General features: G+C 73.3%; 26 protein-coding genes and 1 tRNA gene. 18 read left to right on the top strand and 9 right to left on the bottom strand.

Features of this window, described 5'->3' with window-relative positions; translation table 11 throughout:
* Nucleotides 1–3: 3 nt before the first annotated feature.
* The 3 genes from HDG68_RS16075 (at nucleotide 4) to HDG68_RS16065 (ending at nucleotide 2,914) form a co-directional block, all read left to right on the top strand.
* Nucleotides 4–2,052 carry an ATP-dependent DNA helicase UvrD2 gene (locus HDG68_RS16075; protein ID WP_172153665.1) on the top strand — a complete coding sequence of 683 codons (2,049 nt, stop codon included), beginning with the start codon at nucleotides 4–6 and terminating at the stop codon, nucleotides 2,050–2,052.
* Between the two features lie 156 nt (nucleotides 2,053–2,208).
* Nucleotides 2,209–2,376: a hypothetical protein gene (locus HDG68_RS16070; RefSeq protein ID WP_216648554.1), complete on the top strand. Its 168-nt coding sequence runs from the start codon at nucleotides 2,209–2,211 to the stop codon at nucleotides 2,374–2,376.
* Between the two features lie 166 nt (nucleotides 2,377–2,542).
* Nucleotides 2,543–2,914, top strand: coding sequence for a WhiB family transcriptional regulator (locus HDG68_RS16065; RefSeq protein ID WP_172153663.1), 372 nt, complete (start codon nucleotides 2,543–2,545; stop codon nucleotides 2,912–2,914).
* Between the two features lie 47 nt (nucleotides 2,915–2,961).
* On the opposite strand, the gene HDG68_RS16060 is transcribed toward HDG68_RS16065, so the two are convergent.
* Nucleotides 2,962–4,110, bottom strand: a complete 1,149-nt coding sequence (locus HDG68_RS16060) for a ThiF family adenylyltransferase (protein WP_172153662.1) — start codon at nucleotides 4,108–4,110, stop codon at nucleotides 2,962–2,964.
* 147 nt (nucleotides 4,111–4,257) lie between these two features.
* Here HDG68_RS16060 and HDG68_RS16055 point away from each other — a divergent pair, with 147 nt between their 5' ends.
* The gene (locus tag HDG68_RS16055) at nucleotides 4,258–4,806 is read left to right on the top strand and encodes a SprT-like domain-containing protein (protein ID WP_172153661.1); all 549 of its coding nucleotides are present in this window, start codon (nucleotides 4,258–4,260) and stop codon (nucleotides 4,804–4,806) included.
* Nucleotides 4,807–4,830: 24 nt separating this feature from the next.
* Here HDG68_RS16055 and HDG68_RS16050 read toward each other — a convergent pair whose 3' ends face one another.
* Nucleotides 4,831–6,243, bottom strand: coding sequence for a zinc-dependent metalloprotease (locus HDG68_RS16050; RefSeq protein WP_172153660.1), 1,413 nt, complete (start codon nucleotides 6,241–6,243; stop codon nucleotides 4,831–4,833).
* Between the two features lie 161 nt (nucleotides 6,244–6,404).
* On the opposite strand from HDG68_RS16050, the gene HDG68_RS16045 reads away from it, so the two are divergent.
* The 5 genes from HDG68_RS16045 to HDG68_RS16025 all read left to right on the top strand — a co-directional run bounded on the left by HDG68_RS16045 (nucleotide 6,405) and on the right by HDG68_RS16025 (nucleotide 11,961).
* Nucleotides 6,405–7,589 (top strand): YlbL family protein, encoded by a 1,185-nt coding sequence (locus HDG68_RS16045; RefSeq protein ID WP_343037626.1) that lies wholly within the window; start codon nucleotides 6,405–6,407, stop codon nucleotides 7,587–7,589.
* Nucleotides 7,590–7,718: 129 nt separating this feature from the next.
* The gene (locus tag HDG68_RS16040) at nucleotides 7,719–10,763 is read left to right on the top strand and encodes a UPF0182 family protein (protein ID WP_172153658.1); all 3,045 of its coding nucleotides are present in this window, start codon (nucleotides 7,719–7,721) and stop codon (nucleotides 10,761–10,763) included.
* Between the two features lie 102 nt (nucleotides 10,764–10,865).
* Nucleotides 10,866–10,942, top strand: a tRNA-Met gene (locus HDG68_RS16035).
* Between the two features lie 114 nt (nucleotides 10,943–11,056).
* Entirely contained in the window at nucleotides 11,057–11,326 is a 270-nt protein-coding gene (locus tag HDG68_RS16030) for a DUF7218 family protein (RefSeq protein WP_172153657.1), read from the top strand.
* 125 nt (nucleotides 11,327–11,451) lie between these two features.
* Nucleotides 11,452–11,961: a dsRBD fold-containing protein gene (locus HDG68_RS16025; RefSeq protein WP_172153656.1), complete on the top strand. Its 510-nt coding sequence runs from the start codon at nucleotides 11,452–11,454 to the stop codon at nucleotides 11,959–11,961.
* On the opposite strand, the gene HDG68_RS16020 is transcribed toward HDG68_RS16025, so the two are convergent.
* Both HDG68_RS16020 and HDG68_RS16015 read right to left on the bottom strand, forming a co-directional pair.
* Nucleotides 11,930–13,231 carry an RNA polymerase sigma factor gene (locus HDG68_RS16020; protein WP_172153655.1) on the bottom strand — a complete coding sequence of 434 codons (1,302 nt, stop codon included), beginning with the start codon at nucleotides 13,229–13,231 and terminating at the stop codon, nucleotides 11,930–11,932. The genes HDG68_RS16025 and HDG68_RS16020 overlap by 32 nt on opposite strands.
* The gene (locus HDG68_RS16015) at nucleotides 13,231–13,617 is read right to left on the bottom strand and encodes a YciI family protein (RefSeq protein ID WP_172153654.1); all 387 of its coding nucleotides are present in this window, start codon (nucleotides 13,615–13,617) and stop codon (nucleotides 13,231–13,233) included. Before HDG68_RS16015 ends, HDG68_RS16020 begins: the two co-directional genes overlap by 1 nt.
* Nucleotides 13,618–13,842: 225 nt before the next feature.
* Between HDG68_RS16015 and HDG68_RS16010 the strand changes: the two genes are divergently transcribed.
* The 4 genes from HDG68_RS16010 to HDG68_RS15995 all read left to right on the top strand — a co-directional run bounded on the left by HDG68_RS16010 (nucleotide 13,843) and on the right by HDG68_RS15995 (nucleotide 17,643).
* Entirely contained in the window at nucleotides 13,843–14,715 is an 873-nt protein-coding gene (locus HDG68_RS16010; protein WP_172153653.1) for a transporter substrate-binding domain-containing protein, read from the top strand.
* 7 nt (nucleotides 14,716–14,722) lie between these two features.
* Entirely contained in the window at nucleotides 14,723–15,595 is an 873-nt protein-coding gene (locus HDG68_RS16005) for an amino acid ABC transporter permease (RefSeq protein WP_172153652.1), read from the top strand.
* On the top strand, nucleotides 15,592–16,374 hold the full coding sequence (locus HDG68_RS16000; protein ID WP_343037625.1) for an amino acid ABC transporter ATP-binding protein: 783 nt from the start codon (nucleotides 15,592–15,594) through the stop codon (nucleotides 16,372–16,374). The genes HDG68_RS16005 and HDG68_RS16000 overlap by 4 nt, the downstream gene beginning before the upstream one ends.
* A gap of 102 nt (nucleotides 16,375–16,476) precedes the next feature.
* Nucleotides 16,477–17,643, top strand: a complete 1,167-nt coding sequence (locus HDG68_RS15995; protein WP_172153651.1) for a DUF2235 domain-containing protein — start codon at nucleotides 16,477–16,479, stop codon at nucleotides 17,641–17,643.
* A gap of 28 nt (nucleotides 17,644–17,671) precedes the next feature.
* Here HDG68_RS15995 and HDG68_RS15990 read toward each other — a convergent pair whose 3' ends face one another.
* The 4 genes from HDG68_RS15990 to HDG68_RS15975 form a co-directional block, all read right to left on the bottom strand.
* A complete protein-coding gene (locus HDG68_RS15990) occupies nucleotides 17,672–18,046 on the bottom strand; it encodes a universal stress protein (protein WP_172153650.1) in 375 nt (124 codons plus the stop codon).
* Between the two features lie 12 nt (nucleotides 18,047–18,058).
* Nucleotides 18,059–19,177 carry a calcium/sodium antiporter gene (locus HDG68_RS15985; protein WP_172153649.1) on the bottom strand — a complete coding sequence of 373 codons (1,119 nt, stop codon included), beginning with the start codon at nucleotides 19,175–19,177 and terminating at the stop codon, nucleotides 18,059–18,061.
* 40 nt (nucleotides 19,178–19,217) lie between these two features.
* On the bottom strand, nucleotides 19,218–19,667 hold the full coding sequence (locus HDG68_RS15980) for a SufE family protein (protein WP_172153648.1): 450 nt from the start codon (nucleotides 19,665–19,667) through the stop codon (nucleotides 19,218–19,220).
* Nucleotides 19,668–19,960: 293 nt separating this feature from the next.
* Complete coding sequence (locus tag HDG68_RS15975; protein ID WP_172153647.1) at nucleotides 19,961–20,866, bottom strand: sulfurtransferase; 906 nt, start codon at nucleotides 20,864–20,866, stop codon at nucleotides 19,961–19,963.
* 178 nt (nucleotides 20,867–21,044) lie between these two features.
* Between HDG68_RS15975 and HDG68_RS15970 the strand changes: the two genes are divergently transcribed.
* The 5 genes from HDG68_RS15970 (at nucleotide 21,045) to HDG68_RS15950 (ending at nucleotide 25,952) form a co-directional block, all read left to right on the top strand.
* Complete coding sequence (locus HDG68_RS15970) at nucleotides 21,045–22,340, top strand: GAF domain-containing protein (protein WP_172153646.1); 1,296 nt, start codon at nucleotides 21,045–21,047, stop codon at nucleotides 22,338–22,340.
* Between the two features lie 144 nt (nucleotides 22,341–22,484).
* Nucleotides 22,485–24,008: an acetaldehyde dehydrogenase ExaC gene (exaC, locus tag HDG68_RS15965; protein WP_172153645.1), complete on the top strand. Its 1,524-nt coding sequence runs from the start codon at nucleotides 22,485–22,487 to the stop codon at nucleotides 24,006–24,008.
* A gap of 13 nt (nucleotides 24,009–24,021) precedes the next feature.
* A complete protein-coding gene (locus HDG68_RS15960) occupies nucleotides 24,022–24,429 on the top strand; it encodes a DUF779 domain-containing protein (RefSeq protein WP_172153644.1) in 408 nt (135 codons plus the stop codon).
* A 91-nt stretch (nucleotides 24,430–24,520) separates the two neighbouring features.
* Nucleotides 24,521–24,805 (top strand): DUF3175 domain-containing protein, encoded by a 285-nt coding sequence (locus tag HDG68_RS15955; protein WP_172153643.1) that lies wholly within the window; start codon nucleotides 24,521–24,523, stop codon nucleotides 24,803–24,805.
* Between the two features lie 76 nt (nucleotides 24,806–24,881).
* A complete protein-coding gene (locus HDG68_RS15950) occupies nucleotides 24,882–25,952 on the top strand; it encodes a hypothetical protein (RefSeq protein WP_216648553.1) in 1,071 nt (356 codons plus the stop codon).
* A gap of 140 nt (nucleotides 25,953–26,092) precedes the next feature.
* On the opposite strand, the gene HDG68_RS15945 is transcribed toward HDG68_RS15950, so the two are convergent.
* Nucleotides 26,093–26,569, bottom strand: coding sequence for an HNH endonuclease (locus tag HDG68_RS15945; protein WP_172153642.1), 477 nt, complete (start codon nucleotides 26,567–26,569; stop codon nucleotides 26,093–26,095).
* Nucleotides 26,570–26,936 lie beyond the last annotated feature (367 nt).

The raw sequence follows: 26,936 nt of genomic DNA, 5'->3' as shown, positions 1-26,936 counted from the left end.
ACGATGTCCCTCACGACCAACTCCCCGGGTGCCCCGTCTCATCCCGACGCGATCCTCGACGCGCTCGACCCCGAGCAGCGCGACGTCGCCCTGGCGCTGGCGGGTCCCGTCTGCGTGCTGGCGGGCGCGGGCACCGGCAAGACGCGAGCCATCACCCACCGGATCGCCTACGGGGTGCGCACGGGCGCCTACCCGCCGACGTCGGTGCTCGCCGTGACCTTCACCGCTCGCGCGGCGGGGGAGATGCGCACCCGGCTGCGGGACCTCGGCGTCGTCGGGGTGCAGGCCCGCACGTTCCACGCCGCCGCGCTGCGCCAGCTCGGCTACTTCTGGCCCCGCATCGTCGGCGGGGCCCCGCCCCAGATCCTCGAGCACAAGGCGCCCGCCGTCGCGGAGGCCGCCCGGCGCGTGGGGCTCTCCGTCGACCGCGTCGCGGTGCGCGACCTGTCCAGCGAGGTCGAGTGGGCCAAGGTCTCCCTTGTCACGGCCGAGGACTACGTCACCGCGGCGGCCGCGGACGACCGGCCGCCGCCGTCGGGCTTCGACCACCAGTCGGTGGCACGGCTGATCACCGCCTACGAGGACGTCAAGACCGAGCGGGGCGTCATCGACTTCGAGGACGTGCTGCTCATGCTGGCCGACATGCTCGGCTCGCACCCGCACGTGGCGGACCAGGTGCGGTCGCAGTACCGGCACTTCGTGGTCGACGAGTTCCAGGACGTCTCCCCGCTGCAGCACTTCCTGCTCGACCAGTGGCTCGGCAAGCGCCGTGAGCTGTGCGTCGTGGGCGACCCGTCGCAGACCATCTACTCGTTCACGGGTGCCACGCCGCACTACCTGCTGGACTTCACGCGCACCTACCGCGACGCCCAGGTGATCCGCCTGGTGCGCGACTACCGCTCCACGCCCCAGGTGGTCGCGCTCGCCAACGACGTGCTGCGGCGCGGGCGCGTGGTCGGCGCGCTCGAGCTGGTGGCGCAGCGTCCCTCGGGACCCGCCGCAGCGTTCACCACCTACGACGACGACGAGGCGGAGGCGGCCGGCATCGCCGCCCGCGCCGCCCGGCTCGTCGCGGAAGGCGTGCGGCCCAGCGAGATCGCCGTGCTCTACCGCACCAACGCCCAGTCGGCCGCCTTCGAGTCCGCGCTGTCCGACGCCGGTGTCAGCTACCAGGTGCGTGGCGGCCAACGCTTCTTCACCCGCAAGGACGTGCGCGACGCCGTCGTCCTTCTGCGCGGCGCCGCGCGTTCCGCGGACCCGGACCAGCCCATGCCGGAGCAGGTCCGCGACGTGCTCATCTCCGCCGGGTGGTCCCACGAGCCGCCCACCGCCCGCGGCGCCACCCGGGAACGCTGGGAGGCGATGCAGGCGCTCGTGGCGCTCGCGGACGACCTGGCGGCGGCAGCCCCCGAGGACGCGCCGGCCACCATGGCCACCCTGGTCGACGAGCTCGCCGAGCGCGCGTCCGCGCAGCACGCCCCGACGGTGGAGGGCGTGACGCTGGCGTCCCTGCACTCGGCCAAGGGCCTGGAGTGGGACGCCGTGTTCCTGGCGGGGATGAGCGAGGGCCTCATGCCCATCTCGCTGGCGGAGACCGACGAGGGCGTCGCCGAGGAGCGCCGGCTGCTGTACGTGGGCATCACGCGGGCGCGCGAGCACCTGGAGATCTCCTACGCCCGCGCCCGCAACCCCGGCGGCCGCGCCTCGCGCAAGCGCACGCGGTTCCTGGACGGGATGTGGCCCGACGACGGCCGGGGGCGCGGACGGTCGGCGTCCGGCCGGTCGTCGCGCGGCCAGGCCCGGTCGCGGCTGTCGGGCGGGGCGGACGTCGCCCTGTTCGACGCGCTGCGCGAGTGGCGGCTGACGGTGGCCCGGGAGACCGACAAGCCGGCCTACACCGTCCTGGGGGACGCGACGCTCGCGGCGATCGCCGAGCTGCGGCCCACCACCACGTCCCAGCTCGCCCGGATCAACGGGATCGGGCCGGCCAAGATCGACCGGTACGGCGAGACGCTGATCGCGCTGGTGGACGGTGCTCCGGAGGGCTCGTAGGGCGGTCCGGAGAAGTCGCGGAAGAAATCTGGAAAAAAGATGTGGCGAGCCGGGCGACCCGGTCTATGCTCGGGATGACCGGGCTCGCCATGGCGGGCCGACGTGCGGCGTGCACCGAGAGGTGCGGGCCCGAGACCAGTGAGGAGGGGTGAAGAGATGGACACGATGAAGCAGATCATCGGCGCAACCGGCATCGCGGCGGGGGAGAACTCTGCCCGGTACGCCTTCGTGCCGACCACGCGTCTGCGCAAGCGGCTGGGAGCAGGCAGCTCTCTCGTCGATCTCGCACCCGACTCCGCATCCTGGAGGCATCCGGTCCGCTGACCGGTCCAGGCCGCGGAGTCCACTCGGGACCCGCGGCCTTCGTCATTCCGTACCCGGAAGTCGGCCCTCACCGGCCGGACGATCCGGCCCCCTGACACCAGGGGGTCGCCCGCAGGTCCTGAACACCGACGTTCATGAATCACCCAGGACCTGACGGAGGAAGATCGTGCGTCTCGCACAGCTGTTGGACGAGCGGCTGGTCGACGCGGCCCCCGCCGGCGGCAGCCGCCAGTGGACACCCCACCAACCCGTGACCCAGGACCCGGCCGAGGCGGCAGCGCTCGACCGGCAGTTCGCCGAGCTCCTGCCCTGCCGGACCCACGACCCCGAGCTCTGGTTCGCCGAGCACACCAGCGAGGTCGAGCGTGCCAAGGCCCTGTGCCGGGAGTGCCCGCTGCAGGCCGGCTGCCTCGCCGGTGCCCTCGACCGGAGCGAGCCGTGGGGCGTGTGGGGCGGCGAGGTCTTCGTCGACGGCGCCGTCGTGGCCCGCAAGCGGGGGCGCGGACGCCCGCGCAAGTCGGAGCAGGCCGCGGCCTGAGCACCGGGGACGGACCTCGCACGGTGACGCACCGTGCGGGGTCCGTGTCATGTCGTGGCACCCCGGGGCGTCGCTCGGGCACCGGCGGCCGGATCCGTTCGGGCACCGGCGCCCGGATCCGCCCGGGCGCCCGCTGCCGGACCACCGTCGGCCGTGCAGCCGCAACGCGGGTGGGGCGGCAGGTCGCGCAGCCGGGGGACGGCGTCCGGGAGCCGGACGTGGATCAGCCGGTCCGCCGCGACCGGGCGGGTGCCGTCCAGGTGGGCCGTGACCATGCCGGCCGCGAGCGCCGCCGCCGTCGCCGCCAGGACGGTCTCCTGGGGCGCGGGGCCGGGCCACGCGCGCAGCTGGTCGGCGAGGCGCGGCCAGGCGTCGTCGTCGTCGGCCGCGCGACGGTGCCGGCAGCCCAGGCACGCGGTGGTGCCGGGCAGGACGAAGGGCCCGAGCTCGATGCCGGCCTCGACGACGGTCACGGCGAGGTGCGGGACGCCGGCGCTCATCAGCCGGGCGGACGTCTCGATCCCCACGACGTGGTCGCGGACCACGACGACCACGTCGGGTGTCGCGTCCGCGGGCCACATGGTCCGGACGCGGGTGCGGGGGCGGTGCTCGGTGAGGGCGGCGTGGAGCCGGTCGGCGCGGCGGCCGCCGACGTCGGTCTGGCGGTAGGGGCCCGCCCCGAGGTCGGTCACCTGGACGGGTGCGGTGTCGTCGAGCAGGAGCGTGCCGACGCCCGCAGCGACGAGGTGGGTGACGAGGGACGCGCCGAGCCGGCCCAGGCCGCTGACGCCGACGGTGCGCACGGCGCGCCGGGCGAGCGTGACCTGGCCGGCGCCGTCGGGGCGCAGGGCCCCGAGCGCGGCGGCGTCCGCGGCGCCGGCGGCGGTGGCGGTGACGTCGAGACGGGTGGCCGGCGGCGGCACGAGGAACCCGCAGTCGGCGAGCAGTCGCGCGATGCGGTCCTGGCGGTCGGCGCTCACGCCGTGACGTCCTGCCGATGCCGCGAGCCCGACGTGCCGGGTGGAGGCGGCGTGGTGGAGCCACCGTGCCTCGGCGTCCGACAGGCCGTCCACGACGAGGGCCCAGCGGTCGTCGGTGCCGAGCTGGACCTGGCCGCCGCCGCGGTCGAGGACCGGTGTGCCGGGGCGCAGCCGCAGGTCGGCGAGGTCGGGTCCGGGGTGGCGGGGGGACGGCATGCGGTCACCGTGCCACGGGGCGTCGTCCCGACGGGCGGGCCGTCCACAGGGTGTGGACAACGGCGGGCGGGCCGGCGACCTGGCGACGTGACCCGCCGAGGGGTGCGTGGACACACGTTCGTGACGTGGGGCCGGTAGTGTCATGGCGTGGCCCGGGACACAGTCGCGTCCGTGGAGGTCCGGCGGAGCCGCCGCCGGACCGCGACGGTGAGCGCCTACCGGGACGGCGACCGCACGGTCGTGGCCATCCCGGCCCGGTTCTCGCAGGCCCAGGAGCGCGAGTGGGTGGCGAAGATGGTGGCGCGCCTGGAGGACAAGGAGCGGCGCCGTCGCCCGTCCGACGCGGAGCTGGTCGAACGTGCCCAGGAGCTCTCGATCAAGTACCTCGAGGGCCGGGCGCTGCCGACCAGCGTGCGCTGGGCGGCGAACCAGGAACGCCGGTGGGGGTCGTGCACCCTGGTCGACGGTTCGATCCGGCTCTCCACGCGGTTGCAGGGCATGCCCGAGTGGGTGATCGACTACGTCCTGCTGCACGAGCTGGCGCACCTGCTGCACGCCGGGCACGGCCCCGACTTCTGGCGGCTGCTGGAGTCCTATCCCCGCACGGAGCGGGCGCGCGGGTTCCTGGAGGGCGTCTCGTTCAGCTCCGAGGGGCAGGGCGAGGACGACGTCGACTCCGGCTCGTCGGCGTCCTGAGCGTCCCGGTCCCGTTCGCCCCCGTCACTCCCGGTCGTCGTCCCCGCCGGACTCGCTGAAGATCTGCGCCAGCGCGGCGTCGACGTCCGAGTGCTCCTCGGCCTGGGCGCGCCGCCGGTCGGCGTAGCCCGACGGGTCGTCGAGGTCCTCGGTGCCGGGCAGCAGGTCCGGGTGGTCCCACACGGCATCGCGCGCCTCGGGTCCGCCCGTGGCCACCAGGTGGGCGAACAGGGCGGCGGCGTCCCGGGAGCGGCGGGGCCGCAGCTCGAGCCCCACCAGCGACTTGAACGTGTGCTCGGCCGGTCCGCCGGCGGCCCGGCGCCGGCGGATCATCTCGCGCAGCGGCACGGAGTGCGGCAGGTGCGGCAGGACGGCGGTCGCGGCGACCTCGGACACCCAGCCCTCCACCAGGGCCAGCGCGGTCTCGAGGCGCAGCAGCGTGGCCTGCTGCTCGGGCGTGTTGTGCAGGCCGAAGACGTCGCCGCTCAGGGCCCCGCGCAGCGCCTCGGGGTCGGACATGTCGACGCCGCGCACCTGCTCCTCGAGCGCCTCGAGGTCGATGGTGATGCCGTGCGCGTACTGCTCGACGAGGCCGTGCAGGTGGGCCCGCAGCCACGGGACGTGCACGAACAGGCGGGCGTGGGCGGCCTCGCGCACGGCCATGTAGAGCTGGACCTCGTCGAAGGGGGAGTCGAGCCCCTCGGCGAACTCGGCCACGTTGGTCGGCACCAGCACCGTGGCGGGCTCGGCGAGCAGCGGGACGCCGACGTCGGTGGCGCCGAAGACCTCGCGCGACAGGGTGCCCGCGGCCTGACCCACCTGCATGCCGTACACGGCCGACCCCAGCGATCGCATCATCGCCGCCGGGTCGAGGTCGCCGAGCCCGCCGCCGGGGAAGACGGGCAGGCCCGGCACGCCGAGCCCGCCGAGGTCGTCGTCGCCGACCTGGTCGCGCAGCACCGTGGCCAGGGCGTCGGCGGCCGACGAGGCGACCGGGGCCACCAGGCGCTGCCACGCCGGAAGGGTCGCCTCGACCCACTCGCTGCGGCTCCAGGCGTGCGCCGGTCCGCCCGAAGGCGGCAGGTCCGTCACGGCGTCGAGCCACAGCTCGGCGACCTTCAGCGCCTCGGTGGCGGACCGCGCCTGGCCGCCGGTGAGCGACGGGTCGCCCTCGGCGACGGCGACCTGGCGCGCCAGGTCGTGCGCCACCTGCGCGTTCACGGGTCCGTCGTCGGAGGTGAACAGGCGCTGGAGCTGGTCCATCAGGCGCTGCATCGTGGCGGGGTCGGGGGCGCCGCCGCCGAACAGCGCGGCCGGGTCCAGGCCCTGCGAGCGCATCTGCGCCAGCACCTCGTCGGTGCGGTCGCCGAAGATGCCCTGCAGCGCCTCGCGGATCATGCGGTCGCGGTCGTCGGGGTCGTCGGGCAGGTTGCTCATGGCGGTCCTCGGCTCCTTCCGCGTGCGGCGATCGCCGCACGCTCACGGTACCCATGCCCGACGCCGGCGGGCTCGTGCGCGTTCCGGCTTTCGCTCTGGGCGCACCGGCCCGGCGCGACGTCGTGACGCGGGCACCTGCACCGATCGGTGATGATGGGACGGTGAGTCCCGACCGCAGTCATCAGCCGTTCGAGTCGTTCGGCCAGGCCCTGGCCTCCCCGCGGCCCGACGAGGACGATCTGCGGACGCGTCGGCCGGCCCATCGCGGGGCGAGCCCCCGGTCCGTCACGCTCGTGGTCTCGTTGCTGGTGACCGCCGTCGTCGCCGCCGTGCTCATCGTCATGCCCACCGCCTACGCGGTGCGCACCCCCGGGCCCACGGAGGACACCCTCGGCACGCAGGACCGCGGCGCGGGCCAGAGCGCCTCCGAGCTGCCGCTCATCGAGATCTCGGGTGCCGACACCTACCCCGCCTCGGGGGAGCTGCGGCTGACCACGGTGTCGGTGTACGGCGGTCCGGGCGGTGACGTGCTGCTCGGCGACGTGCTGTGGGGGTGGGTGTCGCAGGAACGCTCGGTCCAGCCGGTCGAGGCGATCTTCCCCGAGCCGATCACCTCCGAGGAGCAGCAGGAGCAGGGGCAGGCGCAGATGCTCAGCTCGCAGGAGTCGGCCACGGTGGCGGCGCTGACGGAGCTCGGCTACGACGTGCCCACCACCATGACGGTCGTGGCGGCGGCCGAGGGCACCGGCGCCGAGGGTGTCGTCGCCGAGGGCGACGTCATCGTGTCGCTCGACGGCGAGCCGCTCGAGACGTACCCCGAGCTGCTCGCCGAGCTGGACGGCGTCTCCCCGGGCGACGACGTCGTGCTGGGGGTGGAGCGCGACGGCGAACCGCTCGACCTGACCGTCACCACCGGGCAGGGCGACGACCGTGCGCTGCTCGGGGTCCTCATCGACCCGCAGTACGACTTCCCCGTGGACGTCACCATCCAGATCGAGGACATCGGCGGTCCGAGCGCGGGCACGATGTTCGCGCTCGGGATCATCGACCTCATGACGCCCGAGGACGAGCTGGACGGAGCCGTCGTGGCCGGGACCGGCACGATGGACGTCGACGGCCGGGTCGGCCCGATCGGCGGCATCGAGCAGAAGATGTACGGCGCGCTGCGCGACGGCGCCGGCTGGTTCCTCGCGCCGTCGGACAACTGCCCGCAGGTGGTCGGTCACGAGCCCGAGGGCCTCGAGGTCGTGTCCGTGGCGACGCTGTCCGAGGCCCGTGCGGCGATGGAGGCCATCGGTGCCGGGGACGGCGCGGACCTGCCGCGGTGCGAGGCCGACGGATCGTGACCGACTCGTGAGCGTCCTGGTGGTCGCCCGTGTCGGAATCGTGGGAACCTGGACCGACATCGGGACGTTGTGCCCTTCGTCCCCGTGACGCACGTGTCCAGTCCCGAGCGCGAATGAGGTGCCCGCTCCGTGTCCTTCGCCCCGCCCCGCCGTCAGGACGGGCCACCACCGGCGCGACGCCGTAGTCCGCTGCTGATCACCCTGGTGGTGCTCGCCGTGCTGGTGGTCGCGCTGCTGTTCCTGACGAACTTCTGGACCGAGGTCCTCTGGTTCACCCAGGTCGGCTTCGCCAACGTCATCTGGACCCAGTGGATCGCGCGCGCCGTGCTGTTCGTCGCCGCGTTCGTGATCATGGGTCTGGCCGTGTGGAGCTCGTTCGCGATCGGCTACCGCTCGCGACCCGTCTACGCGCCGTCCACTCCCGAGCAGGCCACGCTGGACCAGTACCGCGAGGCCGTCGAGCCGCTGCGCAAGATCGTGACGTATGCCGGGCCGGTGCTCATCGGCTTCTTCGCCGGTGCCGCGGCCTCCGCGCAGTGGGAGTCGGTCCTGCTGGCGCTGAACGGCAGCTCGTTCGGCACGTCCGACCCCGAGTTCGGCATCGACGTCGGGTTCTACGTCTTCACCCTGCCCGTGCTGCGGTTCGCCGTGAGCTTCCTGATGGCCGTCGTCGTCATCTCCGCGATCGCCGCGGTGGTCACGCACTACCTGTACGGCGGGCTGCGCATCGGCTCGCTGCCGGCGGGGTCGTCGCGCACCACGACCGAGGCGCGCGTGCACCTGGCCGTGCTGGGCACCCTGCTGATGCTGCTCATCGGGGCGAACTACTGGCTGGACCGGTACTCGATCCTGACCACGCAGAACGAGCGGTACGACGGGGCGTCCTACACCGACGTGCACGCCGTCATCCCGTCCAAGGAGATCCTGACGGGCGTCGCCGTGCTCGTGGCGATCCTGTTCGTCGTCGCGGCGTTCCGGGACACCTGGCGCCTGCCCGCGATCGGCGTCGGCCTCATGGTCGTCTCCGCCATCGCCATCGGCGGGATCTACCCCGCCGTCGTCCAGCGGTTCCAGGTGGACCCCAACGCCCAGTCGCTCGAGGCGCCGTACATCCAGCGCAACATCGAGGCGACCCGCGAGGCCTTCGACATCGACGACGTCGAGTCGCAGCCCTACGACGCCACCACGCAGGCCGAGGAGGGTCAGCTGCGCGACGACGCCGCCACCACCACCCAGGTGCGCCTGCTGGACCCGCAGGTGGTCAGCCCGTCGTTCCGCCAGCTGCAGCAGAACAAGCAGTTCTACAACTTCTCCGACAACCTGTCGGTGGACCGCTACGACATCGACGGGGAGTCGCGGGACACGGTCATCGCCGTGCGCGAGCTCAACCTGGACGGCCTGGCGGACCGGAACTGGGTTAACGACCACACCGTGTACACCCACGGGTTCGGCGTGGTGGCCGCCTACGGCAACCAGCCCGGGCCCGACGGGCAGCCGGCGTTCTTCGAGGGCGGCATCCCCACGCAGGGTTCGCTGACCGACAAGTTCGACGGCGGGTACGAGCCGCGGATCTACTTCAGCCCCGAGGCGCCGGAGTACTCGATCGTCGGCGCCCCCGAGGACCAGGACCCCTGGGAGCTGGACTACCAGGCGGACGAGCAGGGCGGCCAGCAGATCCTCTACGGCTTCCCGACCGACGAGGTCGAGGCCGGACCGGGGATCGGCAACTTCCTGCACGAGCTGCTCTACGCCCTGAAGTTCGGCGACGAGCAGATCTTCTTCTCCGACCGCGTGAACTCCGCGTCGCAGATCCTCTACGACCGCGACCCGCAGGAGCGGATCCAGAAGGTCGCCCCGTGGCTGACCCTCGACAGCGAGGTCTATCCCGCGGTCGTGGACGGCCGGGTCAAGTGGGTCGTGGACGCCTACACGACGTCGGACGCCTACCCCTACTCGACGCGGGAGGCGACGCAGGAGGCCACCACCGACTCGCTCACCCTCGCCGCGCAGGGCGTCCCGGTCGAGCTCCCGCCGGAGGTCAACTACATCCGCAACTCGGTCAAGGCCACGGTCGACGCCTACGACGGCTCGGTGGACCTGTACGCCTGGGAGCCGGAGGACCCGCTGCTGCAGGCCTGGGAAGAGATCTTCCCCGGGTCCCTGCAGCCGATCGACGAGATGTCCGGCGAGCTGATGTCGCACGTGCGGTACCCGCAGGACCTGTTCAAGGTCCAGCGCACGCTGCTCGAGCGCTACCACGTGACCGACGCCGTGGCGCTGTTCACGGGTTCGGACGAGTGGGAGACGCCGGACGACCCGGTCGCCGGCGGCGACACGGTCGCCTCCAAGCAGCCGCCGTACTACCTCACCCTGCAGATGCCGGGCGAGGAGACGCCGGCGTTCTCGCTGACCAGCACCTTCATCCCCGGCGGCAACACGAACCGCGAGATCCTCACGGGGTATCTCGCGGCGGACGCCGACGCCGGGTCGGAGGACGGTCAGGTCGCCGAGAGCTACGGCACCCTGCGTCTGCTGGAGCTGCCGCGTGACTCCACGGTCCCCGGACCGGGTCAGGTGCAGAACAACTTCAACTCCAACCCGACGATCTCCGAGCAGCTCAACATCCTGGGCCGCGGGGACTCCGAGGTCGTGCGCGGCAACCAGCTGACGCTGCCCGTCGGTGGCGGCCTGCTCTACGTGCAGCCGGTCTACATCCAGTCCGGGTCCGGGACGCAGTTCCCGCTGCTGCGCCGTGTGCTGGTCGCCTTCGGCGACCAGACCGGCTACGCCGAGACCCTGGACGAGGCGCTCGACCAGGTGTTCGGCGGCGACTCGGGCGCGGAGGCCGGCGACGCCGACGAGGCCGAGTCCGAGGTGCCGACCGACCAGGTCGACCCGGAGACGGGGGAGACCCTGGAGCCGACGCCGGAGCCCACGGAGACCGAGACCACGGAGCCGACGCCGGAGCCCACCGAGACCGAGGACACCGGCGACGCGACCGACGGATCGCCGCAGGCCCGGCTCGACGCGGCGCTGCAGGACGCCAACCAGGCCCTGACCGACAGCAACCAGGCGCTGCAGGACGGCGACTGGACCGCCTACGGCGAGGCCCAGGAGCGGCTGCAGGCCGCTCTCGAGGAGGCCCTGGCCGCGGAGGGTGAGCTGAACCAGTGATCCGGCCGATCCGGGCGGATGGGGCGTGCTGTGACGTGCGTCCCATCTGCCCGGATCGATTGGACTTCGCTCGATTCGCTGTCCTAGAGTTGGGGACATCGCCGCGGGGTGGAGCAGTTCGGTAGCTCGCTGGGCTCATAACCCAGAGGTCGCAGGTTCAAATCCTGCCCCCGCTACCAAGGGAAGGCCCCCGACCGGATTCCGGTCGGGGGCCTTCGTCATGTCCGGGCTCGAGGTGCGGTCCCGGCGACCGAGGCACACGATGGAGTGACCGACGTCGAAGGGAGATTGCCGTGCCTGGACGAGACCCCGGCCCCAGCATCAAGGACGACGAGCTCTACGAGAAGCTCCGCGACGAGGGCAACAGCAAGGAGAAGGCCGCACGGATCGCGAACGCCGCCGCGAACCGCGGCCGCAGCGACGTGGGCCAGGAGGGCGGCAGCTCGCCCGCCTACGAGGACTGGACCGTCGACGAGCTGCGGGAGCGCGCCGCCGAGCTCGACGTCGAGGGACGTTCCGACATGCGCAAGGACGAGCTGGTCGAGGCGCTGCGCTCGCACTGACCGGACCGGCCGTCCGGGGCGGCGCCGGCCTCCGCCGTCGGGCCGGCCGCACCTGGCGTGCCCGCCCGACGAGGCGCACCATGGAAGGACGACACCGCTCGAGGACGAGACGGAGGTGGACGGTCATGAAGGCCTCGGTCGGGGACAGGATCGTGACGGCGTCCGGCGTGGTGGGAGGTGCGGTGCGCGACGGCGTCGTCGTCGGCTGCCCGCACGAGGACGGGTCCCCGCCCTACCAGGTGCGCTGGTCAGACACCGGGGAGGAGTCGCTGGTCTTCCCCGGGCCGGACTCGCTGGTCAGACCTGCGGACGGGGAGGACGCCGACGACGCGGACGGCGGCGAGCCGCGCCGCACCAGGTCGGTCACGTGGCGCATCCAGGTCTCGCTGGTGGAGTCGGCCGGCAGCACCACGGCGGAGGCCGTCCTGGTGGCCGGGCCGCCCGAGCACGACGACGTCGGTGCGCTGCGCGGCGTCGGGCACGCCCGCAAGGACCCGCAGGACCTGGAGATGCCGGTCATCGGCGACGAGGTGGCGGCCGGGCGTGCGCTGCGTCGGCTCGCGGACGCGCTGCTCGGTCAGGCGGAGGACGACATCGGGACGGTCACGGGGCAGCGGGCGCACGTCCACGGGTGACGTCTCCGACCGGCGCGCCGTCGTGGTCCGTGCCCAGGCGGTCCCTGCGCGCGAGCAGGTGGCCGCGCTCCGCGGTGTTGGTGCAGAGCGCGGCCGCGGCGTCGTAGGCCTCCCGGGCCTCGGTGGCCCGGCCGGCACGTGCGAGGAGCTCCGCGCGCACGGCGGGCAGCCGGTGCCCGCGCAGGGCCACGGACGCCAGCGCCTCCAGGCCGGCGCGTGGCCCGTGCACCTCGGCCACCGCGACGGCACGGTTCAGGCGGACGACGGGGCTGTCGGCGATCTCCACGAGCTCGTCGTACCGCGCGAGGATGCGTTCCCAGGCCGTGTGCTGCGCCGCCGGGCTGATGGCGTGCTCGGCGGCGACCAGCGCCTGCAGCAGGTAGGGCGAGGCCGGGGCGGCGGTCAGGGGCGCGAGCAGGTCGAGTGCCTCGGCGATCTCGTCGCCGTGCCAGCGGGAGCGGTCCTGGTCCGCGAGGAGCACCGGACGCCCGTCGACGGTGCGCGCGTCGCGGCGCGAGTGCTGCAGCAGCATGAGGGCCAGCAGGGCGTCGACGTCGCTGCGGTCGGTCGACGCCCGCAGGACGTCACGCAGCACCCGGACCAGGCGGATCGCCTCACCCGCGAGCCCGACGCGGACCACGTCGTCGCCCGACGCCGGGGCGTACCCCGCGGTGAAGGCCAGATAGGCGACGTCGCCGACGACGGCGGAGCGCGCCGTCAGGGCGTCGCCGCGAGGCAGCTCGAACCTCTCGCCGGCCAGCTTCTTGCGGGCGCGGGTCAGGCGTGCCGCCATCGTCGGCGTGGACTGCAGGAACAGGCGGGCGACGTCGGCGGTGGGCACACCGAGCACGAGGCGCAGCGTCAGCGCCGCTGCCGCCTCGCGCGACAGGCGCGGGTGCGCGCACAGCAGCACCAGGCGGAGCCGTTCGTCGACCGGGTCGAGGTCGGCGCCGGAGTCGTGCCGGGCACGGGCGGTCAGCTCGGCCTCCACCGCGAGCCTTGGCATGGCGCGGGCGAGCGCCTGCTCGGACCGCAGCCGGTCGAGGGTGCGCCGTCGGGCGGCGGTGAGGAGCCAGCCGGCCGGGTTCGTCGGGGGACCCTGGACCGGCCACGTGCGTGCCGCGGCCTCGAAGGCGTCGCCGAGGGCGTCCTCGGCCAGGTCGAGCCGGTGGTACTGCGCGACGAGCAGGGCCAGGAGGCGGCCCCACTCGTCGCGCAGCGCCGCCTCGAGGCGCGGTGCGGCCTCGCCGGAGCTCGGGCGGTCCGCCATCAGCCGCCGTCGGCCGTGTGGTCGACGGCGGCCCGTACCTCGACCGGGATGCCGACGTTGCCGGCGGCGGGGTCCTCGGCCAGGACGGCGCAGATCTGGAGCAGGTCGTCCAGGTCGTCCGACTCGACGACGTAGAAGCCGGACAGCTGTTCGGCGGTCTCGGCGAACGGGCCGTCGGTCACGACGGTCCTGCCGGCCGGGTCGCGGCTCACCTGCTTCGCGGTGCGCGAGTGCGTGAGCTCCTCCCCGGCGGTGATCCGGTGACCTCGTTCGGTGAGCAGGCGGGCGAACTCCTCGTGCCGGGAGAACACCTGGGCCTGCTGCTCGGCGGTGGCCTGCTCCCAGGCGTCCTCGACGCCGGGTAGCAGCACGACGTAGGTGGTCATGGCAGCATCTTCCTTCCTGTGCGGGTCACTGACATCTCCATGACGGACGAGCGGCCGCCGGATCGACACCGGCCGCCGATCCGTGCCGATCCGGTGCGGGACCTGCCGCGGGCACCCTGCTGTGACCAGCCGCACGTCCGGGAGGGATGTCACCGGCGGCGTGGCATGTTGAGATGCTGCAGGCGGTACGACGTGCGTGCCGCTCCCGGACCTGGAGGAACCACCGTGCGAACCCGTCCCGCGCTCGCCGCAGCGCTCGCCCCCGCCGTCCTGCTCGGGCTGACCGCCTGCTCCACGGGGTCCGACGACGGCGCCACCGCGGAGCCCGCCGCGTCCGGCAGCGCCTCGCCGACGGCGCAGTGCGCGCCCGACGACCTGCCCACGCTGACCGAGGGCACCCTGACGGTCGGTGCGGGCGAACCGTACGAGCCCTGGTACGTGGGCGACCCGTCCTCCGGCGAGGGCTTCGAGTCGGCGCTGGTGTACGCGGTCGCCGCGGAGCTGGGCTACGACGCCGAGGACGTCATGTGGGAGACGGTGACGTTCGAGCAGATCATCTCCCCGGCGATCAAGCCGTTCGACCTCGCCGCCTACCAGACGACGATCACCGAGGAGCGGGCCGAGGCCGTCGACTTCTCCAGCCCTTACCTGACCAGCCGGCAGGGCGTCATCGTCGCCGACGAGGGCGACTACGCCGACGCGGCCTCCCTGGCCGACCTGGAGGGGGCGCGCATCGGCGTCACCGCCGCGCAGACCTCCCTGGACGCCGCCGAGTCGGCGTGGGGCGACGCGGTCGAGATCACGCCGTTCAGCGCGGCGGGCGACGGCATGACCGCGCTGACCTCCGGCACGATCGACGCGATGGTGATGGACGTCGACCAGGGCGTGGCCGCCTCCACCGTCTACTTCCCGGACACCCAGGTCGTCGGCACCCTGCCGGACGTCGGTGAGCCGGAGCAGCTCGGCCTGGTGCTCGACAAGGACTCCGGGCTCACCGCGTGCGTGTCGGCCGCCGTCGACGCCCTGGAAGAGGACGGCACCCTGGACGAGCTGCGCACGCAGTGGCTGAAGTCCGACGACATCGAGCAGCTGTCCTGACCACTCGATGAGTGACGGCTGGGTCCCCTCGGAGCGCGCCCGCGAGCGGGCGGCGTTCCGGCGTGCCCAGCACCGGCGTGCGCTGGCCGTCGCCGCGGTGGCGACCGCCGTCGTCCTCGCCGCCGTCGTCGCCGTGGTCACTACCGCCCCCGGTTGGGAGCGGGCCCGGGAGGCGTTCTTCTCCCCGCAGCGCGCCTGGGAGGTGCTGCCCGAGGTCGCCGAGGGCCTCTGGCTCAACCTGCGCGTGTGGGTCGTGGCCTCCGTGGTCGGGCTCGTCATCGGTCTGGCGCTGGCCGTGCTGCGCACCTCGCGGATCCCGGCGCTGTTCCCGGCACGGATGCTCACCGTGCTGTACGTCGACGTGTTCCGCGGCGTGCCCGTGCTGCTGGTGCTGCTGCTGGTCGGGTTCGGCCTGCCCGCCCTGCGCCTGGAGTGGCTGCCGACGTCGGCGGCGTTCCTCGGCGGGCTCGCCATCCTGCTGACCTACACGGCCTACCTCGCCGAGATCTTCCGCTCGGGCATCGAGTCGGTGCACCCCTCGCAGGTCGCCGCGGCCCGGTCGCTCGGGCTCACGCGGGGGCAGGCCGTGCGCAAGGTCGTGCTGCCCCAGGCGGTGCGCAACGTCACCGCGCCGGTCGCGAGCATGCTCGTGTCGCTGCAGAAGGACTCCGGGCTGATCTCCATCCTCGGGGCGGTCGACGCGATCCGCGCCGCGCAGATCGCCACCACCGGCGACTACAACTTCACGCCCTACGTCGTGGCCGGCGTGCTGTTCCTGCTGATCTCGATCCCGCTGACCCGCCTGGTGGACGCCTGGTCGGCGCGGCAGGGCTGGCGCGGCTCGCTGCGCGGCGTCAGCGGTGCGGGGGTGGTCCGGTGATCGCCCGTCCGACGCCGGACGGCCCCGCGCCGCTGCTGCGCCTGCGCGACGTGCGCAAGACGTTCCCGACCGGGCCGGGCCGCCGCGCCGGCCGCAGGACCGTCCTGGACGGCATCGACCTCGACGTGGACGAGCACCGGTGCGTCGTGCTGGTCGGGTCCTCCGGGTCCGGCAAGTCCACGCTCCTGCGCGTCGTCGACCTGCTTGAGGACGTCGACGACGGGCAGGTGCTGCTCGACGGCGTCGACGTCGCCGACCCGTGGGTGGACGCCGACGCCGTGCGGGCCCGCTTGGCGATGGTGTTCCAGTCCTACAACCTGTTCCCGCACCTGAGCGTGCTCGACAACGTCACGCTCGCCCCCCGCCTCGTGCACCGGCGCCCGCGGTCCGACGCCGAGGACGCCGGCCGGCAGATGCTCGCCCGGGTGGGGCTGGCGGACAAGGCGGCGTCCTACCCCGACCAGCTCTCCGGGGGCGAGCAGCAGCGCGCCGCGATCGCCCGCGCGCTGGTGGGCGGGCCCGAGCTGCTGCTGCTCGACGAGGTCACCTCCGCGCTCGACCCCGAGCTCGTCGGCGAGGTCCTCGACCTCCTGCTCGACCTGCGTGCCGAGGGCACCACCATGCTCGTGGCCACGCACGAGATGGACTTCGCCCGGCAGGTCGCCGACGAGGTCGTGTTCCTCCACGACGGCCGCGTCCACGAGCGCGGCACCCCGGCCGAGGTGCTCGACGCGCCGCAGCGGGAGCGCACGCGCGAGTTCCTGCGCCGGCTGCGCTGAGCCCTTTGCGCGGCGGCGCCGTGCTGCGGGCCGGGATGCGCGGGCCGGTCGTGACGTATCTGGCCGCGCCGCCGCTCCTCCCTCAGTACAGGGAGGTCCGCGATGAAGCGTCTGGTGCTGTGCTGCGACGGGACCTGGAACCATGCGGTCAACGCGCAGGTGTCCAACGTCGAGAAGCTGGTGCGCAGCGTCGTGCCCGGGCAGGTGCCCGGCAGCGACGACGTCCAGGTGGTCGGGTACGTCGGCGGCGTCGGGGCGCGCGGCTACCTTGTCGACCGGCTCCTCGGCGGCGCCTTCGGCTACGGGCTCACCCGCAACGTCGTCGACGGCTACCGGTTCCTGGCCATGAACTACGCCCCCGGCGACGACATCGTCGTCCTCGGCTACTCCCGCGGCGCCTACACCGCGCGCAGCGTCGTGGGCATGATCGCCCAGGTCGGCCTCCTGACACCCGAGTCCGTCGACGCCGGGCTGCTCGACGACGCCGAACGCACCTACCGCCGTCGGGCCCGCACCGGGGACGACGCCGGGCAGGCCGCCGCGGCGCGGGCCAAGGCCGACTTCAAGCGGACGCACTCGCACGACGTCCGGGTGCGGTTCCTCGGCGTCTACGACACCGTCGGCGCCCTCGGCGTGCCCGGCCTGACGCGGCGACGCAGCCGGTTCCACGACGTCACCCTCTCCTCCGTCGTGGACACCGCACGCCAGGGACTGGCCATCGACGAACGCCGCATCACGTTCCAGCCGTGCCTGTGGTCCGTGCCCGACGACGACGTCCCCGGCCGGGTGCAGCAGGTCTGGTTCCCCGGCGGGCACGGCGACGTCGGCGGCGGCTCCGAGCACGCCGGGCTGTCCGACGTCACGCTGACCTGGATGGCCCACGAGCTCGCCGCCGTCGGCGTGGTGCTCGACGAGGCGCGCCTCGCCCGGCAGATGTGCTCCGACCCCTGGGTGCTCGACGCCCGGCCCGCCTGGTACTACCGCGTCCTCAACGCCGTCCGACGAGCCGTGCCGCGCTACGGCGTCGTCGACGGCCGGCGGGTGTTCCGGCGCGGGCTGCGGGTCCTCGCCCTGCCCGGGGACGACGGCGGCTGGCGGGACCGCGTGGCGCTCGCGGACACCGCGGTGCAGCACGTGCTGCGCGACGGCTACGCGGACCGGGCCCGGAACCTGGGGTGGTGGCTCGAGGAGGCCGGTGGGCTGGAGGCGGTGCCCACGGTCTGCGTCGGGGCGGCGCCGGAGGACGCTCGGCCCCCGCTGCGGACCTGACGGCGCGCGCGGACCTCAGGAGTCGGCCTCAGGAGTCGTAGGCGTCCTTGACGACCAGCACCGGCACGGAGGCGTCGAGCAGGACGCGTTGCGTCGTCGTGCCCATGAGGAACGTGCCCTGGCTCGACCGCTTGCGCGACCCGAGCACCACCAGCGTGGCGCCGGAGCCCTCGGCGGCGTCGAGGATGGCGTCGGCGGGCTCGGTGTCCTCCGACCGGAACGCCAGCTCCGCCGGGGCGCCGTCCAGGACGGCGGTGAGCTCGTCGGGTGCGGCGGATCCCGGTGGCGACGGGTCGAGGACCAGGACCAGGAGCGAGGTGTCCCGCTGGCGCGCCTCGTCCACAGCGGTCCGGACAGCCGCCTCGCCGTGCGGGGAGGCGTGGTAGGCCACGAGCACCGTCATGGCCCCACTGTGTCACATCTGGTGGGGGGAGCGGCGCCCGCGCCGCAGGCCGAGCTCGTAGGCGACGAGAGCCACCAGCCACACCGCCGTGACCGGCAGGACGAACCCGAACATCGCCCCGCCGAACGGGCCCTGCGCGTCGTGGTCGGTCGCAGCCAGGAGGACGTAGGCGAGGTAGACCAGGTAGAGGACCACGAACAGCCCGCCCTCCCAGCGCACGATCGCCTGGCCGGTGAAGGCGATCGGCAGCAGCACGACCGCGACGGCCACCATGATGGGCAGGTCGACGTTGACCGCCGCGGGGTCCACCTCGATGCCGCCCGGCGCGATCAGGGCGGTCAGGCCGAGGACGGCCCCGATGTTGAAGATGTTGCTGCCGACGATGTTGCCCACCGCCATGTCCCGCTCCCCGCGCCGCACCGCGATGACGCTGGTGGCCAGCTCCGGCAGCGAGGTGCCGACGGCCACCACGGTCAGGCCGATCACCAGGTCGCTGACGCCGAACGCCGAGGCGATCTGCGTGGCCCCGTCCACGAGCAGCTGCGCGCCGAGCACCAGCAGGCCCACTCCGACCACGACGAGCACGGCGTCGACCCCGATCGAGCGTGCGCGGGTGGTGCGGAAGCGTGCCAGGGCGTCGGTCCCGTCCTGCGCGCGGGGCTCGTCGGCGGTGCCGCGCTCGCGCCGCGCCACGATCGTGGTCATCACGAGGTAAACGGCCAGCAGGCCGAGCAGCAGGACGCCGTCGGTGGTGCTGATCGTGTCGTCCAGGGCCAGGACCAGCGTGAGCACGGACAGCCCCACCATGACCGGGATGTCGGTGCGCACCAGCCGGGAGGTCACCGCCAGCGGGACCACGAGTGCCGCCACCCCGAGGACGAGGAGGATGTTGGCGATGTTCGAGCCGACGACGTTGCCGACCGCGAGACCGGGGGAGCCGGCGAGCGCGGAGCCTGCGCTGACGGCCAACTCAGGGCTCGACGTCGCGAACGACACGACCGTCAGGCCCACCACGAGGGCCGACATCCCCATCGTGCGCGCCAGGGAGGCGGCGCCGCGGACGAGGGCCTCGCCACCACCGACGAGGAGGACGAACCCGGCGAGCAGGAGCAGGACGCTGGTGAGGCTCACGGGGCCCAGGCTACGGGTCCCGAGGTGATCGGGGTGCGGCTCAGGCCGCCGCGAGCTGCTCGACGACCTGGCGCTTGGCACGCGTGAGCATGCCGGCCATGCCGTTGAGGCGCAGCACGCTCACCGCTCGGGTGAGCCCGAGCTGGAGCGGGAACTCCTCGGGGACGTCGAGGACCTGCTGCGGCGTGAGCCCGGACAGCCCCTGGGCGAGGATGGAGGCGAAGCCGCGCGTGGTGGGTGCCTCCTGCGGGGCCGTGGCGTAGAAGTGCACGACGCCGTCGGACACCTCGGCGAACGCCCGCACGGGGGACTGGCACTCCTCGACCTTCTCCAGCATGCCCGGGGCCGCGGCGTAGCGCTCCGGCAGGTCGGGCAGCTCGCGGGAGAACTCCAGCAGGAGCTGCAGGCGCTCGGACTCGGACAGCGCCAGGAAGTCCTCGCGGATCTCGGCGAGGGACTTGGGCAGGGCGGGTGCGGCGTCGTCGGTCATGGCTCCATCATCTCGTAGCGTGCACACCCCTCCCGCGAGGTAGGCCAACTCTCGACGAGGTAGGCAACTTCTTCCCGGGGTAGGCAATTCTCCGGCGACGTAGGCCGTTCCCCCGCGAGGTAGGCACTTTTCCGTCGAGGTAGGCCACGCCACGGTGGCCTACCTCGGCCGGATATTGCCTACCCCGGGGAGAACGCGCCTACCTCGCGGGAACGTCGCCTACGTCGCGTGGAACGTGCCTACCTCGCGAGAGGTCCGCCTACCTCGCGGGGGTGGGAGGGGCGGGAGTGCGGTCAGGCCGCGGGGGCCTCGCCGGGCTGGTCGCCGGCGACGATCGGGACGCGCACGGCGTTGCCCCACTCGGTCCAGGACCCGTCGTAGTTGCGCACGTCCGGGATGCCGAGCAGGAAGTGCAGGGCGAACCAGGTGTGGCTCGAGCGCTCCCCGATGCGGCAGTAGGTGATGACCTTGTCCTCGTCGGTGATGCCGAGGCCGCCCGCCTGGTAGATGGCCGCGAGCTCGGCACGCGGCTTGTACGTGCCGTCCTCGGACACGGCCGTGGCCCACGGGACGTTGTGCGCGGTGGGGATGTGCCCGCCGCGCAGCACGCCCTCCTCGGGGTAGTCGGGGATGTGGAGGCGCTCGCCGGTGAACTCCTGCGGGGAGCGGATGTCGACCAGCGGGCCCTGGCCGAGGTGCGCGAGCACGTCCTCCTTGAAGGCGCGGAACGTGGTGTCGTCCCGCTCGACGGACGGGTACTCGGCCGGGGTCGGCGTCGGCACGTCCGTGGTGAGGTCGCGGCCCTCGGCGACCCAGAGGTTGCGGCCGCCGTCGAGCAGGCGGACGTCGGCGTGGCCGAAGAGGGTGAAGACCCACGCGGTGTAGGCGGCCCACCAGTTGTTCTTGTCGCCGTACAGCACGATGGTGGTGTCGCGGCCGATGCCCTTGGAACCGAGCAGCTCGGCGAAGCCGGGGCCGTCGAGGTAGTCGCGCTCGACGGGCAGCAGCAGGTCGGTGTGCCAGTCGATCTTGACCGCGCCGGGGATGTGCCCGGTCTCGTAGAGCAGCACGTCCTCGTCGGACTCCACGACGACGAGGTCCGGGTTCTCGAGGTTCTCGGCGAGCCACTGGGTGGTCACCAGGCGCTCGGGGTGGGCGTACTCCTGCAGGCGAGGCGTGGGGTCGAGCGGTGCGGGCATGATCTCCTCCTGGTCGGTGGTCCGGAGCCACCCTAGGCCGGAGGTGAGCAGCCCGGACACCTGGCGTCCATCATGTGGGACCACGATGTGAGACGCGCATGGTGAGCGCTGCGATGCTGCGCCCCGCGCCACCGGTCCTACACTGGCAGCACCACCGGACGACGACGTCGGAGGCGCCATGAGACATCGGTCCGCCGGTCAGGGCGAGGGTGCCGTGACCACGGGTGCTGCCGTGCCCGTACGCCGCGACCGCCGGTCCGTGCGCACCGCCTACGACGCCTTCCTCGACACCGGGACGCTCCCGGACGGCCTGGACCCGCTGGTCGCGGCGTCCTGGCGCCGCAGCCGCTCCAGCGGCGTCGACCCCGACACCCCGCACGCCACGATCGGCCTGCCCGCGGACGAGCTCGACGACTACCGCGCCGGCCACCCGCTGGCCCCGCTCATGCCGGTCGTGCGCGAGCTCGTGGTCGACGCCGCGCGGGAGGACGGGCTCGTCGTCGCCGTCTCCGACGACGCCGGACAACTGCTGTGGGTCGAGGGCGCCCGCTCCACCCGCGCCACCGTGGAGTCCGTCGGGTTCGTCCCCGGTGCCGTGTGGCGCGAGCAGGACGTCGGCACCAACGCCCCCGGGACCGCGCTGGCCACGCGGCGTCCCGTCCAGGTGCTCGGTGCCGAGCACTTCTCCCGGCCGGTCCAACGACTCAACTGCGCGGCCGCGCCGATCCGCGACCACGACGGCACGGTCCTCGGGGTCCTCGACGTCACCGGAGGACGTCCGGCGGCGTCCCACGTCACCCTGTCGCTGGTCCGTGCCACCGTCGCCAGCCTCGAACGCGAGCTCGCCGCCCGGGCCGTCCGACAGCTCCCTGACCGCAGCAGCCCGTCCGGCCCCGTCGCCGAGCCGCAACTCCAGCTGCTCGGCACGCCCGCCCTGCTGACGTCCGACGGCGAACGGCGGCTCCCGGGCCGGCACGCCGAGATCCTCGCCCTGCTCGCCGAGCACCCGCGCGGCCTGACCGCCGACGAGCTCGCCGTGCTGCTGCACCCCGGAGACCTGTCCGACGTGACCGTCCGGGCCGAGATCTCCCGCCTGCGCCGCGCCGTCGGCCCCCTGGTCACCGGCTCCCGCCCGTACCGGCTCGCCCCGCACGTCCGCACCGACGTCGACGCCGTCCGTGGCCTCCTCGCCGCCGGGGAGACCGCACGCGCCCTGGCCGCCTGGACCGGGCCGCTGCTGCCCCGGTCCCTCGCGCCCGGCGTCGAACGACTGCGCGCCGAGCTCACCGCCGAGGTGCGCGCCGCCGTCCTCGCCGACGCCGATCCCGAGGCGCTGGAAGCCTGGACCCGGACCGACGACGGCGCAGACGACGTCGCCGCCTGGCGGCAGCTGGTCGCCCGTGCCGCACCCGGCAGCCCCCGGTGGACGCGAGCGCGGGCCCACCTCGCCGTCGTCGACGCCGCGCTGCGCTGAGGCCCGCGGGAAGCGCCCGGCCGCGCAGGTGCAACGGTGTTGCAACACCTGCCGCATACCGTCGCAGCCACGGCGCGACGACGCGCCGTCGCCGGCCGCCACGAACGGCCCGGCGCGGTGAGCACTGCGAGGAGGCAGCACACCATGACCGTCTACACGCCCCCGGGACAGTCCGGGTCGATCGTCGAGTACCGGTCCCGGTACGACCACTGGATCGGCGGCGAGTACGTCCCCCCGGCGAACGGCGAGTACTTCGAGAACCCCAGCCCCGTCACCGGGCAGACCTTCTGCGAGGTGGCCCGCGGCACCGCCGACGACATCGAGAAGGCGCTCGACGCCGCCCACGGCGCCGCCCCCGCCTGGGGCCGGACCTCCGCCACCGAACGGGCCAACATCCTCAACGCCATCGCCGACCGCATCGAGGCCAACCTCGAGAAGATCGCCGTCGCCGAGAGCTGGGAGAACGGCAAGGCCGTCCGCGAGACCCTCGGCGCGGACATCCCGCTCGCCGTCGACCACTTCCGCTACTTCGCCGGCGCCATCCGGGCCCAGGAGGGCTCGGTCTCCGAGATCGACGAGAACACCATCGCCTACCACTTCCACGAGCCCCTCGGCGTCGTCGGGCAGATCATCCCGTGGAACTTCCCGATCCTCATGGCCACCTGGAAGCTGGCGCCGGCGCTCGCGGCGGGCAACGCCGTCGTGCTCAAGCCGGCCGAGCAGACCCCCGCGTCGATCCTGTATCTGATGGACATCATCGGGGACCTGCTGCCGCCCGGCGTCGTCAACGTGGTCAACGGGTTCGGGGCCGAGGCGGGCAAGCCGCTCGCGTCCTCGCCGCGCATCCGCAAGATCGCCTTCACCGGCGAGACGACGACGGGGCGGCTGATCATGCAGTACGCCTCGGCCAACATCATCCCGGTGACCCTGGAGCTCGGCGGCAAGAGCCCGAACGTGTTCTTCTCCGACGTCGCCGCCGAGCGCGACGACTTCTACGACAAGGCGCTCGAGGGCTTCACCATGTTCGCCTTCAACCAGGGCGAGGTGTGCACGTGCCCCTCGCGGGCCCTGATCCAGTCCGACATCTACGACCAGTTCCTCGGCGACGCCCTGAAGCGCACCGAGGCGGCCGTCCAGGGCAACCCCCTGGACACCGAGACGATGGTCGGCGCGCAGGCCTCCAACGACCAGCTCGAGAAGATCTTGTCCTACATCGACATCGGCAAGGCCGAGGGCGCCAAGGTGCTGACCGGCGGGGAGCGGGCCGACCTGGGCGGCGACCTGTCCGGTGGGTACTATGTCACCCCGACGATCTTCGAGGGCAAGAACTCGATGCGGATCTTCCAGGAGGAGATCTTCGGGCCCGTCGTGTCGGTGACGGACTTCGCCGACTACGACGACGCGATCAAGATCGCCAACGACACCCTCTACGGCCTGGGGGCCGGGGTGTGGACCCGCAACGGCACGACGGCGTACAAGGCGGGCCGCGCCATCGAGGCCGGGCGCATCTGGACCAACTGCTACCACGCCTACCCCGCCGCCGCGGCGTTCGGCGGCTACAAGGGCTCCGGCGTCGGGCGCGAGAACCACAAGATGATGCTCGACCACTACCAGCAGACCAAGAACCTGCTCGTCAGCTACTCCGGCGTGCGGGACGGGTTCTTCTAGGAACGGGGGAGTGATGACGGACTCCGCGGACGTCTCGCGGGTCGCCGTCACCGACGCCGCGGCCGAGCTCCTCGCTCGGCTGCGGCGTCGCCACGGCGAGCTCATGTTCCACCAGTCCGGCGGGTGCTGCGACGGCTCCAGCCCCATGTGCTACCCGGCCGGCGACTTCATCACGTCCGACGCCGACGTGCACCTGGGCGACCTGTCCCTGTCCGACGACGGCGGGCCCGGCCCCGCGGTGGCGTTCACCGTTCCGGTGTGGATGAGCCGGGCGCAGTTCGAGTACTGGAGCCACACCCACCTGACGATCGACGTCGTGCCGGGACGGGGTGCCGGGTTCAGCGTCGAGGCGCCCGAGGGGGTGCGGTTCCTCATCCGTTCGCGACTGTTCACCGACGAGGAGGCCGCGGCCCTGCGGTGAACGGGCGGCCCGCGGTGGCTGCGCTGCGGGCCGTCGTGCGCGGGGTGTAGTCCGGGCTGCGCGCCGCGCGACGCGGGCCTAGCGTCGAGGGATGGATGCTCGGCAGGACGACCGCTGGTCGCAGGACGTGACCGACCGCTCCGACGCGCTCGACCTCGAGGGCGACGTCTTCACCTGGGACGACCCGGCACGCATCGCCGCGTCGCTCAAACGGTCGGCCGAGGCCAGCGACCGGCGCAAGGGCAGCGCCTACCGGTCGGCGATGTCGATGCTCACGTTCTACATGAACCGCGCCGGGTCGCAGCTGACCGACGAGCGGCGCGACGTGCTGGAGCGGGCCAAGGGCGAGCTGCGCGCCGCGTTCGGGCGGGACTGACCGGCGGGGCCGGCGTCGACCGGGATCCTGGCGCAGGGGCTGTCGCGCGGGCCTCTGACCCGCTATGTTGCATGCCGTGAGCACCGAAGTCGACGCCCTCCCGTCCGTGTCATCGCTGCCGGCATGGCTCGTGCCCTCCGTGTACCTGAACTGGTCCTCGGAGTGGCTGCGCGAGTCCATCGCCATCGCGACCCGTTCGCGTGAGCACGCGCTGCCCGGCGGGCCCGACGGCCCGAAGCGGGGCGACGTCGTCGTCACCGTGCTCGGCGAGGCCGGCGTCGTCGCCTCGGTGGAACTCATGGGCGCCTCCGACGGCGACTCCTGGATCACCGACGAGCTGTTCGGCCCCGACCGCCCGATCGTGTGGGCCGACCTCTTCGACGGCGCCGACGCCTACATCGGCTCGTCCGGCTGGCTGCCCGCCGAGCACGCCCGCGCCGTGCTGGACGGCATCGCCAACCAGTTCCACGACGGTCCGGTGCACACCATCGACCCGGGCGACTGCGGCGCGGGTCCTGCGGCGTCCGACGTCCACGTGCTGCGCATCATCGGTCACCGTGCGGTGACCGGGTGGGCGATGCGCCGCGAGGAGCGGTGCGCCACCTGCGAACGGTTCGTCGACGTGCACGAGCTGCAGGCGCACGACGACGGCGCCGTGCGCCTCGGCACGACGACCGCCGGTGGGCGCACGCTCGAGCAGGTCATCCGCGACGTGCACCTGATGTGCGGGCAGTGCCACGACCTCATGCACGCGCACTCGGTATCCGCGCAGCGTGCCCGCCTGCGCCCGCAGTGCCCCGGCTGCGGCGTGCGCGGGAAGACCAAGCGCATCGTGTGGGGCATGACCTTCACCGACGACGTCGTCAGCGCCGAGCCCGACGTCGTCTACGGCGGGTTCGAGGTCCCCGTGCCCGCCCCGGAGTGGTACTGCACCTCCTGCCACGCGAACTTCGGCAGCACCGTCGTGGCCTCCCGGGTCCTGGACGAGCAGGGTCCCGCCGTGCCGCAGCCGGTCACCGGTGCCATCGGTCGGCTCGACGAGGACGCGCTGCAGTCGGCCTCGACCGTCGCGGAGATGCCCGAGGGGTCGGCGGCCGACGTCGAGCCCGGGGAGTCCGCGCGCTGGGAGCCCACCAGCGGGATCTGAGCTCTGCTGGCCACCCGGAGCTCTGGCTGGTCAGGGTGTGTCGTGCTGGCCGCTCGGATCGGCAGAGTGCGGCCGGTTCGGCAGGATGACTTGCCGAACCGGCCGCACTTTGCCGAACCGATGCCAGCAGTCGGGGATGCTCAGGCAGCCAGTGAGCGTGCCCGACGGCGGCGCCGTACCAGACCGTGGTCCGCGGGCGGTACGTACGGGGTGAGCTGCAGCGGCATGCCTGCCTCGACGGGCGTGCGGTCCGCCTTGCGGTGGTTGCAGGGCTCGCACGCCGCCACGAGGTTCAGCCACGAGCTGTCGCCCCCGCGGGACCGCGGCACCACGTGGTCGACGGTCTGCGCCGGCCCGCCGCAGTAGGCGCACTCGCCGTCGCGGCGCTTGACGCCGTCCTTGGTCACCGCCGGGCGGCCGCCGCCGCGGTACAGCCAGCGCATGGCGACGTAGCGGACCAGCCGCAGGACACGGGGGAGCGGGTAGGGGCCGAAGGAGACGCCGTCTACCGACTCCTCCACCACGGCCACCTCGCGCACCAGCATCGTGATGGCGTGCTTGACGGACACGCGGTGCAGCGGCTCGTAGCCGGCGTTGAGGACCAGCACGTCGGCCACGGTCCTGCTCCCTCCTGTGCGGTGCGCACGGGCCCCAGGCCGGTACGCGCTCGGCGGCTCCTCGATGGGTCGGTGTCGGTGCGGCGGCGATCGGGCAGGATCGCCGGACAGGCGTGTGACTCCTGTCACGATGAAAGTAGAGGTCCGGGGCCTGGAAGTCCAGCATTTTGCCGTCGCGGCAGCCCGGGATGCGCATCACGCGCGGCTTTTGCGCGCTTCGCCCTATCCCGCTCGCGAGGTAGGCAACTTTCCCGCGGGGTAGGCAACCCTCCCGCGACGTAGGCAACCTTCCCGCGGGGTAGGCGACTTCCGCGCGGGGTGGGGTTATCCGGTGAGGCGGACGTGGGCGTCGTGGACTTCGATGGGG

It is taken from the genome of Isoptericola chiayiensis, assembly GCF_013149805.1.
GTDB classification, from domain to species: domain Bacteria; phylum Actinomycetota; class Actinomycetes; order Actinomycetales; family Cellulomonadaceae; genus Isoptericola; species Isoptericola chiayiensis.
The sequence above is the reverse complement of the archived record's forward strand: the minus strand, read 5'-3'. Positions and strand labels throughout refer to the sequence as shown.